Consider the following 12,953-nt stretch of genomic DNA (forward strand, 5'->3'; position numbering starts at 1 on the left):
GGTGCGTCCATGCACCGATTGTATAAGCAATTTCGTTGAAGAAATTCTCAATACTAGATGAAGAAATATCAAAATTATGATATAATATAAGTATTAATTATGATAGGATGTGATGTTATGCCAAATATTAGACCAATATCAGACTTGAGAAACAAAGCAAATGAAATATCGGAAATTTGCCATAGTGAAAATGAAACAGTTTTTATTACAAAAAATGGCATAGGAGATTTAGCGGTTATGAGTATAGAAAGCTATGAACGCCAGCAAGCCTTGTTAGAGTTATATTCAAAATTGTTTGAAGCGGAAATTGAAATTAAAAATGGAGTAAAAGGTGAAGATTTTTTTGAAGTAGCAAAGCAATTGAGGAAAAACGTCCATGGAAGAATATAATATTAAGATTTTTCCACTAGCAAAGCAAGATTTGTTGGATATTATTGATTATCTAAATACACTTTCTCTTCAAGCCGCGATTAGACACTATGATAGCATTATTGAGAAGATTGGAAGTTTAAACGTTATGCCAAATAGATGCCCAATGATTAAGTTACCTCAGCTAAGACAGAGAGGATATAGGGTATTAATTGTCGATAATTATTCGGTATTTTTTATAGTAAATAAAAACACAGTTGAAGTAAGAAGAATACTATACGGACGTTGTAAATATGAATGGTTTTTATAATAAACAGAGAAAAATAGGGACTACACCATCCCTGATGTCTAGGCTACGAGGGGCTACCCACTTCAGAGAACAAGTCCATTCAAGTAAAGGTCAAAGCACGTAGAAGGGCTACAAAGAAGGGTCATGAGGTCATCCTGCCCAAATTCATTCGCTGGGCACGTTGTGAACACTTAGCCAACGTTCCGAAGTTTTCGGCACAAAAAAGCTCTATCCAAGGCTAGAATGGATAGAGCTGAATTTATGTACATCTCGCTGGAAATTTCGGAATTGCATGATGAACGAAGCCGCTGAAACTAGAAGCTCATATGGGGATTTAATTTTACTTCCTTCTTGCTAGTGGCAACATTTTAATCGTAATATTCCTAATTTTTAACATGGTTTATTGCTTGTTTGCCAAAAATAGGCATAGCAAAACAGACCCATGGTTAATGAGTTTTTAATCTTTTCTATTCAGTTAATAAAAAGTCATTCCCTTAAAATAATTCTGTTTATAAACTCAGAACCACAAAGAGGACAACAAAAAGTATCAGAACCAAATATTTTTTTTATAAATTCACGTCTACTAAGTCTTTTTACTTCAGTAAACTTTGAACCAGTAAGTTTTTGACATACATGTTTTGCAATAATCCTTTTATAATATTTCTTTTAAATATTGCAAAATCATGTTCCTTGATTTATGAATTGCATATTAACTTTATGAATAATATTTATTGCAATTCATATAGTTTAAGTTTTGTCTTTTTGTTTCTATTACTTAAAAGTCCAAAATGTCTAATCTTAAAAAACCCCTTAGGTAGAACATGCATGAGAAACCTTCTTATAAATTCAAAAACAGAAAGATTCATTACCTTTTCTTTGTTTTTATCTTTATAATCTCGCCATTTAAAATAAACACGATTATCTTTAACGGTAATTATTCTACTATTGGTTATTGCAATTTTATGAGTATATCGACCAAGGTACTCAATAACATTTTCAGGTGTTTTAAATGGTGGCTTACAATAAACAACCCATTCTTTACTATAAAGTTCATTCTTAAGAGCTTTAAAGTCAGTTCCAGTTGGAAGAATAATATCTTTTCTTTCTAAAAGTAAACATAAATTATGCATAAACTTTCCTCTAAATTTCCTGCTAAGAACTTTTATAGGAATGAAAAACTTCTTTCTTGAGTGTTTAAAAGTTTTTTCAGAAGGCAATAACCCACCGCTAGGAACTATACAGTGTATATGAGGATGAAATGATAAATTTTGTCCCCAAGTATGTAAAATAGCAGTAATGCCAATTTGAGCTCCCAAGTATTTTTTATCCATTGCAAGTTCAGAAAGAGTTTCTGACGCACACTTAAAAAGAAGATTATAAAGCTGTTTTTTGTTGTTAAAAATCAATTTATTCAAAAGGTCAGGTACTGTAAATACAACATGAAAGTAATGAGTGGAAAGTATTTTGACATTTAGGACAATGCCTATTGCGACAGGAATTATAACGAGGCTAGAAAAAATAGTAATCACATATCTTTAGCCTCGTTGAAACGGTGTGTTGCAATTGCTTCCGTTGTTATAAGATTTGTACCATCTTCAACGAGATGAGTGGCAAAACTATGTCTTAGAGTATGAGGAGTAACTTTTTTAGTTATACTAGCTTTTTTAACTACGTCTTTAAATGCTGATTGAATAGTTCTTGTGCTAATAGGATTAGAAGGATTTTGACCTGGGAAAAGCCAATCAGTATTCTTCGGATGAAGTTGTTTATAATAGTTTCTAAGTAGATGAATTGCAATAAATACTTTTCATGAAGTTAATGAAGTTTATATGCAATTCATAAATTAAGAAACATGATCTTGCAATATCCCCAATAATTATTGTAAAAGGATTATTGCAAAACATGTAGATAAAGAGTATTCTTTGAAAGTAATGCAAATCTGTCCCTATTTTCTTTGCCTTGCCTGATAAATATTTGCATATTCTTATTATCAATATCAGAAGTTTTTAATTTTGAAACTTCACTAACTCTTAAACCTGCCGAATAAGCAGTTACAAGCATTGCTTTGTGCTTTAAGTAAGAAACATTTTTAAATATTGTATTAATTTCTTCTTTAGATAATACTACAGGAAACTTTTTCTTACTTTTAAGACGGGGAATATGTTTCATATTCCAATCTCTTTCAAAGACACCTTCATAAAGAAACCTTATAGCACTATAGGAAGAATTAATATATTCACTGCTAAGTTTTTTAACTTTTATTGCATGTAGTAAAAAGTCTCTTAGTAATGGCTAAGAAATAACAACCGATTCTCATCGTCCAAAACCCGTTAAATCATCGGAATTTTGTCCTTGAGAATACGAAGTTATTTCTAAGGCATTCCTTACATGATCATAATTCATTTCACTAAATGGCAATTTGAAATGATTTGTAAAATGCCTTAAGTGCATTAGATAAGTTTTTTGAGTTGAAATTGCAAAACCTCTAAGTTCCATTCTTTCTTTCATTTTTTCAAATGCTTTGTTATTTGTCATAATAACCACTCTCCTTTAAAATTATTTAATTTCATTTTAAAGGAAAGTATAGTATAATTGTTATATAATTTACGTGAAATTAAAACAAGCAACAGCCACCGCGTAAGCGGTTTAGTTCAACAAAAGATTCACACAAGGGCTTGTGGAAAAAAGCATAAAGCAGTCCTCTAAAGCATGAACATGAAGAAGGACTCGCCACATTCCTTCACCAGGCGGACAAGCCGCCGCCAAAGAAGAAAGACTCTCAGGGTCTGGTTCAGGAACGTTGTGAATCAAAACGTTATATGCAACCCCATGAGGAATTTCTCCGCCACATCGTGTGGCTTGGAATGGCTTTGAAGAAGCCATAATAGGGGAAATACGTTAATTTTAATACTTGTTTTAAATTTATATAATAAAGGAGATGCAAAGCATGAGCAATTATCGAGTTATTAGAAATAGGAAAGCAGATTTGAATAATCCAATAGTTTTACATAAAGGTGAGAAAGTTATATGTGGCGAAGAATCTAATGAAGGTGATTGGATTAATTGGATTTTTTGTAAAAGCAATAATAATCAAGGTTGGGTTCCTAAGCAAATAATTGATAGAAGTGGTGATACTGGACTTATACTAGAAGACTACAATGCTAGAGAATTTGATATAGATGTTGGTGAAATCATCATTATGGATAAAGTGTTAAACGGTTGGGTATGGGGGAATAAAAAAGATGAGCCGAGTATAAAAGGATGGGCTCCACTAAACCACTTGGAAGAAATCTAGCTTTTAAAACACTAGATAAATATGAATAGTGAGGTGTTTTAATACGCATTATTATTTAAATGCTTCATCGAAAGACTATAAGACGGCTTGATAGATTTAATGAACATAACTATTTATCAAGATGCAAGATAATCAACTATTTTGAAGATAGCCTAATCATTCTGAATAAAACAATTAAGAAATGTTTTTTAACTAGCAATCTTGAAGTATAAAACGGTGCTGTCACAAACCTTGATAGTATAGTTTTTTCAGAAGCTATTATTCTTAAAACAAAAAGATTAAGCAAACAGAAATGATTAGTAAAAATTTAGGAGCCACGTCCATGTGGCTCTGACGTTGGGGTCATGGGGCAGCATATAACAATATAGTTCTAGCAATTCTACCCGCAAAGGGGCGGAGCCCTAAGCGGCTGAAACAGAAAAACTAAACAACGTTATGTGAAATACCACGTAAAAGAGGCACAGCTAATATGCACATATTTATAAAATAAATCTATAGAAATTGATGCTGTGTAATAGTTAAATATTGAGAGTAAATATAATTATATTTTGTACAAGAAGGAATTTTAAAATGGATTTTTTAAAGTTAGCAAAACGACGATGTACAACACGAGGGTTTACGGAAAAGAGAATAGATAAAGATGATCTTGACCTAATATTATCTGCCGGACGAGTGGCACCAACAGCTTGCAATAAGCAACCACAGCGAATTATTGTTGTTCAGAGACCGGATGGTATTTTCAAGGTTCAAAAAGCATATCAAACTTTCGGTTCTCAATGTGTTCTAATTGTATGTCAGGATAAAAGGAATCCCTTAATACGACCTTTTGACCAAAAATGTTCGGGCGACTTGGATATTGGTATTGTTTGTGACCACTTGATGTTGGCTGCAAGGGAATTGAATATTGGTAGCGTAATGGTGGGCTTATTTGATCCGGGGATTATAAGAAAAGAATTTAATATACCTGAATACATAGAACCAACTGCATTACTTATCTTAGGTTATCCTTCCGAAGGTTTTTTGAGTTCTGATCGTCATAAAACCGAGAGAAAACCCCTCGAGGATACAGTTATGTATGAAAGCTATAATTAGAGTAAGTTATTTAAGTAAAATAAGATAATAACAGGTATCAATATGTTTTGAGTGATAGATTTAATTAATTTTTTATGCACTATTGACAACACTGATAAGCATTATTATCATTAATAAATGGCTCCTCGCTATTTTGTGTGGGGAGAATTAAATAACACAAAAATTCCACACAAAATAGCGAAGAGCCATAATTTTGTTACTAAAATAAATATAAATATTTTCTAAAAATATATAAGTGTCATTTTAAATGCAGGCATACTTATTTTAAACATATTATACTATAATTAACATAGCAAAGTAATAAAAAAATATAAATGTTTAAAAATATATTATAAATTTAGTTACAACTAAAAATATTTGTATTTTATAAATTATCAAAGTTTAAAGATAGAACATATTTTTAGAAATCTCTTTTTAAAAATGGATATTAACTTTTCCATCAGGTGGAAGCGTTCATGAAATGCTAAAAGCATTGTTGTCAGGAGATATTGAGACTTTTTATGAGACTTTTGCAAGTACCGTATAATGACGTGGGAAGAGATAGTTCAGAAAGCTTTTATCATGTTTTGATGTAATGATTATTCCAAACGATAAAAGGAAAAAAGGAATAATAATTGAGTTTAAGACAGCGAGTGAGTTGAGAAATGAAACTATAGATCAAGCATTAGAATCGGCATTAAAGCAAATAGAAGATAAGAGGTATGTTGAAGAAATAAAGGGAATTGGAATTAATGATGTTGTTAAAATAAGTATTGCGTTTAAAGGTAAGGAAGTAAAAATAGATACGGTTTAATTTTGTAATTTTTAGTAGTTTAAATCAGGTGCATAGAACTAGTGGGGTGTTTTTGGAGCAGTTTGAACGCATTAAAAGAGATTTTGTGGGTCCAATATAGCCCCTGTCATGTCTCTTATACAAGTTAACAGGGGCAATTTCGTATCTCTAAATCTGAATTTACTGTATGAACTATGCCGCTATCATGATCAAATTCAGCAGTATCACTTTTTATTATAATCTGAAAGCTAGGGTTCCCCATATAATTATCCCAGACTGTAAGTTGAAACTCTCCACTTTCCATAACTGGTTGGAAGAGATTTGATTTTATCTCTATATTTGCTGTTCCCCTTATTATAAGGGGAGAGGTAGATGAAGGACATTTTATATGTAAACTGGTGGCAATAATGCTCTTCATTACACCATTTTTATGTACAGAGTAGGAAAGTGTATTGTACTTTGAATTTTTGCAATTCTCACATACGCATACCTGGAGGACAGAAGTATTATTATAGAATTCATCCATAAAATTTGATACTTTCCCAACTCCTCTACCCGTAAGACTACATTTGCACTTTTTATGTGTAGTAGTGGTTGTACTTGTAGAAGTATAACTCTTAGTTGTACATGTGGTGGTTGAACATGAGGAGGTAGTGGATGTTGATTTTGTAGTAGTTGATTTTGTAGTAGTTGATGTTGTAGTTGTAGTTGTAGTGGTAGTAGTAGTGGTAGTAGTAGTGGTGGTTGTAGTAGCAGGTAATAATTCAGAGATGTTTTCAAGTTTAAACTGTAAAAGCATCTGGAGCTTAATTATGTTTTTTACAGTCTGATCAACACTTTTGTTTACATCCAGAGCATCCTTTGTACAAGAATTTTTACATTTGCATTTATCTAAAACAAATAATATTTTTTTCGTCTCAGCATCAATAAGTTCAGAAAGTCTCATTTCTTCAAGTGCTACTGAGACTAAAAGAAGATTGACGGCATCTTCAAATGTTATACTAATTTCGGGACTAATATCTGGGATAATTGGAAATGACATTTTTAATCCTCCTTTGAATCTTCTTGATTTCGGTCTAGTGGGTTTTGTTTTTCTTTAGGGAAAAAATTTCTGGGAAAAGGAGTTTTACTTTTATCCTTAAAGATTGTACAGTTTCTTGTAGTATTGTTCTTTTGTTCAGAAGGAATTGGACAATAGCCCAATGTTGGCACAAGTACATCAGTTTGGTACTGACACTTGATAATAAAAAATACTCCTATATCAAACATTAAAGCTCCCGTAGAGGGACAGAGTACCTCCCCAAAAGCTGTTGAAATTGCATTAGCTTTTATTTCATACTCCATAATATCATTTAAAGATTGTTTGGAGCTAATATGGTTAGGACAATATATATCTTCCACTACCAGATTAAAATCAGAAGAATCCTGTTGTACTAGGTGATTAAATCCATCAGAGTAATAAATAGTATATGTAATTTTTATGTACAAATTAAGCTTTTTATGTTCAGGTCTAGTAATAGAATTTTTAACTGACTTAACTTTGAATTCTTCTGTATAATAGTCTTTTATTTGATCTAAATTAAATATTGGGTCACATACTTCTTTTCCAGGGGATAGTACAACATCACGTTTAACACAGCTTCTTAACGCAACTTGGTCTAATATTTTTGTAACATTAATGCATACTAGTTCCTTTGAAAACACATTTTGTAGTTGACTCCCATCATTTTTAAATTTATCATTATATAAAGACATAGATCTCTCCCTTCTATACAACATGCCCCAACGAAAGTTGCAATTAAGTAATATTTTAATATTCAACTTTGCTATCAGTATACTTATATATGATGAAAAAGTTTACAGGGAATGGTGTATTTTATAGAAAAAATATGCTATATAAAAGTCAAAAAGTTTTTATATTAACTTTTTAAAACTTAAGTTCTTTCAAAAAATGAAAATTTCAAAAAAATAAAAAAGGACAAGACAACATAAGTGACCTTGATTTTTATACATATAAATTTAAAAATTTGAATAGTATGGAACATAACAACAATGAAAAGAGAAAAAATATGTCATTTCCAATTATACCTGATGTGATACCAGAAATAGATGTTGATAGAGAGGACGCAATAAACCTTCTTTTAGCATCAATAGCTTTTGAAGAATTAGGTTTTAGCCCATATAATTAATGCTGAAGCAGAAAAAATTCAGTATGTCCTTGGAACACTTCAAAGGAAAACTACTTCACCAGCTCCAACAGTAAAAGATTTACTTACCATTAATCGTTCAGTAGAAAGAACATTAAGAGCAGTAATCAAAAAAGAAATGCTTCTTCAATTTAAATTGGAAGATGTAATTACCATTCCAGAATAATGTTGAGGGACAAGCTTTTCTTCAGTAATTCCTTGAATTTGCGACAACTTAGACTTCAGTAAGGTAGTTGGAAAGGATTCGGAACCACCCGAACCCTTTTTTAATTTAGATATGATATAATATCAATTATTTACAAAAAACCAACTACATCAATTGTATTAAAGGTTGAGATACCTTTCAAGTGTAATCCTGAAAATTTTAATAAAATTTATCAGGAACACTATAAAAATATAATAACGCACGATTTCATTCGTGGCAAGTTAGGACTTTTGGATAGTGTCAAACTCAAGCTAAATGGTACTTTTAAAAGACAGCTTTATCTACTTGATGAAAATAATTGTCTTTATAGCGTTGAATATAGAGTTCAAACTGCATTGTGGTTCAATGATGAGATTAGCAAATGGCAATATGTAAGCATATTTCCCAGCTTTATAAAGAAATATATTCAGCCTTGTATTAATTTACTTGAGTATATTAGTTGCAAAACCAGAAAGGGTGAGAATATTTTTGAGCACATTGATGACCCAAGAGAACTTCTTGACTGCGAAGATCGTATTGTAAACATTATTAAAGGCATTGAAAGTAACTGTAAAGAATTCAATTATACTGGGTTACTTAACTCTAAATATACAGAAGTTTATAATTCTCCTTTAATAATTGAAACAAAAGGTTTATCACAAAAATTATTTGGTACTTTATACATGCTTATAATAACAGCAAGAGCTTTTTGTGGGAAACAAAATGGAGCACTGGCTCTTATAAATAGTCTAATTACCATATAATTTTCTTAAACAAAATTTTCACGCCTCTAAATTCCATAATTAAACTTCTAAGTTATAATGAGTTTTAATTAGTGTCTAAAAATATTGTTTTTGGATATCGATAATTGAACTACTCCTGTTCTTTTTGTTCTTTTATTGTGATATTTTTGTACTAAAAAATTTTTAAATATACAGCAAGAAACTATTGTATAGTTATTACAGAAGCATTAAGATATGATAATCCATAATGAAAAATTATGGAGGTGTTTTAATGAATCAATTGCCGATAAAAAAAGAAGATGCTGTTGCATTTTTCAGATTTCAGGTAATATCAGAAATGTTAGATGCAAAACCTGGATTTGTAGAAAAAACGGCAAAAGAACTTGCAAAAAAGCATTTTAATGATGTAGTAAACAAACGTCTTGTAACATTTTCTGAAAGGACAATCTTTAGATATTACTCAGACTATAAAAAATATGGGTTTGACGCATTGAAACCTAAAAGAAGATGTGATAAAGGTACTCACCCAACTATTGATGATAATGTAATTACAGAAATTCTCAACCTAAAAAAAGAACTTCCTAGAAGATCGGCTCCTAAAATTATGACTATGCTTATTCTTGCAGGAAAACTAGAAGATGATTCAATTCATGTAAGAACAGTAAACAGAATTTTAAACCAATATGGTTATACACGTGAGAGCCTTTCTAAAGACAAGAGAGTGTACGTTAAACATGAGAAGGATAGAATAAGTGCCATGTGGCAAAGTGATGTTATGGAAGCTTTTTATATACCTGATGGAAATAATGCTAATAAGCTTGTATACTTGATAGGATTTTTAGATGATTATTCAAGAAGAATTACACATTCAGAGTTTTACTTTGATGCAACCCTTCCTAGACTTGAAGACACTCTAAGAAAAGCGGTTATAAAGTATGGAGCTCCAGATACTTTATATGTAGATAACGGCAAAATTTTTATATCAAAACAATTCAAATTAATATGTGCACGCCTTGGTATTGTAGTAAAATATTCAACTCCGTATAAGCCATGTGGAAAAGGAAAAATTGAAAGATATTGGAAAACAGTACAGGATTCTTTTATTTCTGAAATCAAAAAACACCCAGTTAAATCATTATCTGAACTTAATGATTTGTATTTTGCATGGAAAAAAACGAATACGATGACAAAATACATTCTTCTATAGGAGTATCTCCAAAAGAACGGTGGGATATGTCCTTAAATAAAGGTACTAAGCTAAGATTTTTTTCACCTGTAGAAATTGAAGAAATTTTTCTACATTCAGAAGAGAGAACTATTAATAAATATGGAGTTATATCTTTTGAAGGAAATACATATGAAGCTCCAGCAGAGCTCGTAGGTAAAAAAGTCATTATCAGATACAACGCTTTTCATATAGACTATCTTCATGTATATTACAAGGATAAATATTTTGGTACAGCAAAAGTTATTGATTTAAAAACACAAAGACACAAAAATGTTGCTGGTATACCAGAAGAATCTGGATATGAAAGTGATATATCAAAATTATACTTTAAAAATATTAAAAGCAGATATCAAAAATATCTTGAAAATCAACTTCAAATTGATATTGATAAAAATATTTCAGGAGAAAATCTTCAAATTGAAGAAACAAATCATCCTATTAGACCACCTGTTGAAGCAACTGTAACAATTACAAGAGATGAATTTATTGATATTGTTAAAACTTCTATAGGGCTAAAACAACTAACGTTCCAAGAAAAAGGAAAGCTTAATGAGTTGTGGGATACTTTCAAAGAATTTAATAAAGATATTTTAGTGTCAATATTAAAAGACTTGTCTGAAAAAACAAAAGATTTTAACAGAAACTTTTTATATTATATTGCTCAAATACGTTTAAATTACATGGAAAAATTATCTAAACTTGAGAAGGAGAATAAGTATGAATAATATTTTAAAACCAATATGTGAACATTTTTCAATTTGTAATATGCCCTTTATACAAAGGTCTAAGACACCTTTTGAAAGTGAAAACTTTTTAAAGAATCGTACATTTTTATCACCAGCATTTTATTCAAGACATTTAATGGTTGTGACAGGTGTAGCAGGTTCCGGAAAAACTTCTCTTTTGTTTTATTTAATAAATGAACTCGATCCATCATATTTTAGAATCTGCCATGTAGAACTTTCGAGCCCCAACAAAAAAGCTTTATACAAAACTCTTGCTGTCAAAATGGGGTTAAATCCTCCATACAATGCAGACGATATTAAACTACAAATCATTAATTTCTTAAGAGAAGAAAATGAACAAGGTAAATTTAATATTTTAGTGATTGATGAAGCCCAAAGCCTTTCCATACCTATGATAGATGAGCTTAGAAGCTTTTATGACGAGGCTTCTAACTTCACCTTAATTCTATCAGGCTTACCACCTCTTCTATCTAAAACAATGAATCTTTCTGTAAATCTCCCAATGAAACAAAGAATTAATCTCTCTATAGAAACAGAGTCTTTTACACCAGCTCAGACAATAGAGTACATTAAGCACCAGCTATCTGTAGTAAAATCTAAAACACCAATATTTGATGATAAGTGCTATCCTGTAATTCATTCGCTGACTTCTGGTATTCCAAGAAAGATAAATCAATTATGCTATAAATCCTTATTTCAAGGCTATATGGACAAAAAGACTATTGTTACAGAAAATTATATAAAAAGTTTGTATGAAGAATCCCCTCATATTTTTGATAAACCAATGCCTATTTAGGTACAAATATCATACAAATTAAGACCTAGAAAAACAGAAATGAGGTGACTTTATTGGATATCATAAAAAATCCTACAACAGTTAAAATGCTTGCAGCCCAATTAATCTATGCGTGTGATGGATATATCTCTAAAAAACTTAGTGAAAAACAACTAAGAGAACTTTTATTCCATTATGCATCAAAACACGGTAAAAAATTATTTAGTGTAAAAGGTTTTAATCCTACCGTTACAAACCGAATAGGGAAAAAGAGATTAGAACTTGTAAATATTATGCTTGAAGGATTTCAGCAAAAACTTTTTTGAAATGGGAGTGATAAAATGAATTTTGAATGTACTATGAAAAAAGGCAAATCCGTTGAAAGATGGTTTGGAACTATAACAAAAATTCAAAATTGGGGAAGTCACTATGAAATTAACATTTTAAGTAGATCAAGTATTATGGTTCTTTTTGGTGAGACAAGTCGTGGTTACTATGCTTGTATGCCTGATTTTAAAGCAGGCTGTCACCTTGTTAATTTCCGTGATTTGTTTTGGAATACAGAAGCCTTAACCGAAGTACTTAGAAAAGTAGATGGAATTACAGTAGCAACTGCACTTTATACATTAGAAAAGCATCTTTGATTTTAAAATATTATCAAGGACAGTCAAATTGGCTGTTCTTTTTTATTCCTGCTATATTTCTTGTCTTAACTGTCAAATATCTTGTCTTACTGAGTTGTATTTTCAAATTTTTAGATGTTGTCTGTTTCCTGCAAATTATCTTGTCTAATTCCCTGCCAAATAGCTTGTCTTACAACAACAAATATAGGTCACTCAAATGCTCAAGGTTGTGGTCAGTTCATAAGTGGTTTTGTAAATATGCAAAATGTTAGATGGATTCACTGTGAACTAATGAGACCTTTTAGCCCTGAGCCTAGAATTGATGTGCAAAAACTTGTATCACCAGATGGAGGAATTACCTTCTTAGATGCTGATACTCCTCCAGGCCCAAATGTTCCTCAAGGAACTGATCCTATCTTTAGATATGTTGTAACTAATACAGGGAATGTAATACTTGATAATGTGACATTAACCGATGACGTATTAGGATCAATAACTATACCAACCACCACACTAACTCCTGCTCAGTCATTTACAGTTGATGTAACTGGTACTTGGGCGGAAGGTCAACAAGAAAATATAGCAACTGCTACTGGTCAATATGAAGATATAACTGTAACAGATGAGGAT

At 31.0% G+C, this 12,953-nt stretch carries 18 protein-coding genes and 1 pseudogene; 13 read left to right on the forward strand and 6 right to left on the reverse strand.

The genetic code is table 11. From position 1 onward, the window contains the following. The first annotated feature begins 117 nt into the window (after positions 1-117). The gene (locus RBH29_RS16015) at positions 118-390 is read left to right on the forward strand and encodes a type II toxin-antitoxin system prevent-host-death family antitoxin (RefSeq protein WP_306698002.1); all 273 of its coding nucleotides are present in this window, start codon (positions 118-120) and stop codon (positions 388-390) included. Further along, positions 377-679, forward strand: coding sequence for a type II toxin-antitoxin system RelE/ParE family toxin (locus tag RBH29_RS16020; protein ID WP_306698003.1), 303 nt, complete (start codon positions 377-379; stop codon positions 677-679). Before RBH29_RS16015 ends, RBH29_RS16020 begins: the two co-directional genes overlap by 14 nt. 722 nt (positions 680-1,401) lie before the next feature. On the opposite strand, the pseudogene RBH29_RS16025 reads toward RBH29_RS16020, so the two are convergent. The 4 genes and pseudogenes from RBH29_RS16025 to RBH29_RS16040 all read right to left on the reverse strand — a co-directional run. Continuing rightward, a pseudogene (locus RBH29_RS16025) lies at positions 1,402-2,161 on the reverse strand (IS91 family transposase); the annotation flags it as partial. A 22-nt stretch (positions 2,162-2,183) separates the two neighbouring features. Further along, the gene (locus RBH29_RS16030; RefSeq protein ID WP_306698019.1) at positions 2,184-2,456 is read right to left on the reverse strand and encodes a tyrosine-type recombinase/integrase; all 273 of its coding nucleotides are present in this window, start codon (positions 2,454-2,456) and stop codon (positions 2,184-2,186) included. Positions 2,457-2,548: 92 nt separating this feature from the next. Then, on the reverse strand, positions 2,549-2,827 hold the full coding sequence (locus RBH29_RS16035; RefSeq protein ID WP_306698004.1) for a tyrosine-type recombinase/integrase: 279 nt from the start codon (positions 2,825-2,827) through the stop codon (positions 2,549-2,551). A 144-nt stretch (positions 2,828-2,971) separates the two neighbouring features. Next, positions 2,972-3,193 carry a phage integrase N-terminal SAM-like domain-containing protein gene (locus tag RBH29_RS16040; RefSeq protein WP_306698005.1) on the reverse strand — a complete coding sequence of 74 codons (222 nt, stop codon included), beginning with the start codon at positions 3,191-3,193 and terminating at the stop codon, positions 2,972-2,974. A gap of 412 nt (positions 3,194-3,605) precedes the next feature. Between RBH29_RS16040 and RBH29_RS16045 the strand changes: the two genes are divergently transcribed. From RBH29_RS16045 to RBH29_RS16055, 3 genes are all read left to right on the forward strand, one after another. Continuing rightward, on the forward strand, positions 3,606-3,953 hold the full coding sequence (locus RBH29_RS16045; protein WP_306698006.1) for an SH3 domain-containing protein: 348 nt from the start codon (positions 3,606-3,608) through the stop codon (positions 3,951-3,953). A 570-nt stretch (positions 3,954-4,523) separates the two neighbouring features. After that, complete coding sequence (locus RBH29_RS16050) at positions 4,524-5,045, forward strand: nitroreductase family protein (RefSeq protein ID WP_306698007.1); 522 nt, start codon at positions 4,524-4,526, stop codon at positions 5,043-5,045. Positions 5,046-5,619: 574 nt separating this feature from the next. After that, complete coding sequence (locus RBH29_RS16055) at positions 5,620-5,838, forward strand: PD-(D/E)XK nuclease domain-containing protein (protein WP_306698008.1); 219 nt, start codon at positions 5,620-5,622, stop codon at positions 5,836-5,838. 124 nt (positions 5,839-5,962) lie between these two features. On the opposite strand, the gene RBH29_RS16060 is transcribed toward RBH29_RS16055, so the two are convergent. Together RBH29_RS16060 and RBH29_RS16065 are read right to left on the reverse strand one after the other, a co-directional pair. Then, on the reverse strand, positions 5,963-6,859 hold the full coding sequence (locus RBH29_RS16060; protein WP_306698009.1) for a hypothetical protein: 897 nt from the start codon (positions 6,857-6,859) through the stop codon (positions 5,963-5,965). Positions 6,860-6,861: 2 nt separating this feature from the next. Next, positions 6,862-7,572 (reverse strand): hypothetical protein, encoded by a 711-nt coding sequence (locus RBH29_RS16065; RefSeq protein WP_306698010.1) that lies wholly within the window; start codon positions 7,570-7,572, stop codon positions 6,862-6,864. Positions 7,573-7,853: 281 nt separating this feature from the next. On the opposite strand from RBH29_RS16065, the gene RBH29_RS16070 reads away from it, so the two are divergent. From RBH29_RS16070 to RBH29_RS16105, 8 genes are all read left to right on the forward strand, one after another. Continuing rightward, positions 7,854-8,006, forward strand: a complete 153-nt coding sequence (locus RBH29_RS16070) for a hypothetical protein (RefSeq protein ID WP_306698011.1) — start codon at positions 7,854-7,856, stop codon at positions 8,004-8,006. Positions 8,007-8,459: 453 nt separating this feature from the next. Further along, a complete protein-coding gene (locus tag RBH29_RS16075; RefSeq protein ID WP_306698012.1) occupies positions 8,460-8,972 on the forward strand; it encodes a hypothetical protein in 513 nt (170 codons plus the stop codon). Between the two features lie 226 nt (positions 8,973-9,198). After that, a complete protein-coding gene (locus tag RBH29_RS16080; RefSeq protein WP_306698013.1) occupies positions 9,199-10,158 on the forward strand; it encodes a DDE-type integrase/transposase/recombinase in 960 nt (319 codons plus the stop codon). Further along, the gene (locus RBH29_RS16085) at positions 10,116-10,904 is read left to right on the forward strand and encodes a Mu transposase C-terminal domain-containing protein (RefSeq protein ID WP_306698014.1); all 789 of its coding nucleotides are present in this window, start codon (positions 10,116-10,118) and stop codon (positions 10,902-10,904) included. Before RBH29_RS16080 ends, RBH29_RS16085 begins: the two co-directional genes overlap by 43 nt. Beyond that, complete coding sequence (locus RBH29_RS16090; protein ID WP_306698015.1) at positions 10,897-11,721, forward strand: ExeA family protein; 825 nt, start codon at positions 10,897-10,899, stop codon at positions 11,719-11,721. The genes RBH29_RS16085 and RBH29_RS16090 overlap by 8 nt, the downstream gene beginning before the upstream one ends. A 53-nt stretch (positions 11,722-11,774) precedes the next feature. Beyond that, positions 11,775-12,026, forward strand: a complete 252-nt coding sequence (locus tag RBH29_RS16095) for a TIGR04540 family protein (protein WP_306698016.1) — start codon at positions 11,775-11,777, stop codon at positions 12,024-12,026. A gap of 15 nt (positions 12,027-12,041) precedes the next feature. Then, positions 12,042-12,344 carry a DUF6618 family protein gene (locus tag RBH29_RS16100; RefSeq protein ID WP_306698017.1) on the forward strand — a complete coding sequence of 101 codons (303 nt, stop codon included), beginning with the start codon at positions 12,042-12,044 and terminating at the stop codon, positions 12,342-12,344. A 237-nt stretch (positions 12,345-12,581) separates the two neighbouring features. Beyond that, on the forward strand, positions 12,582-12,953 hold a 372-nt coding region (locus tag RBH29_RS16105; RefSeq protein WP_306698018.1), incomplete at its 3' end, for a DUF7507 domain-containing protein.

Source organism: Herbivorax alkaliphila, from assembly GCF_030848475.1.
Lineage (GTDB): Bacteria > Bacillota > Clostridia > Acetivibrionales > Acetivibrionaceae > Herbivorax.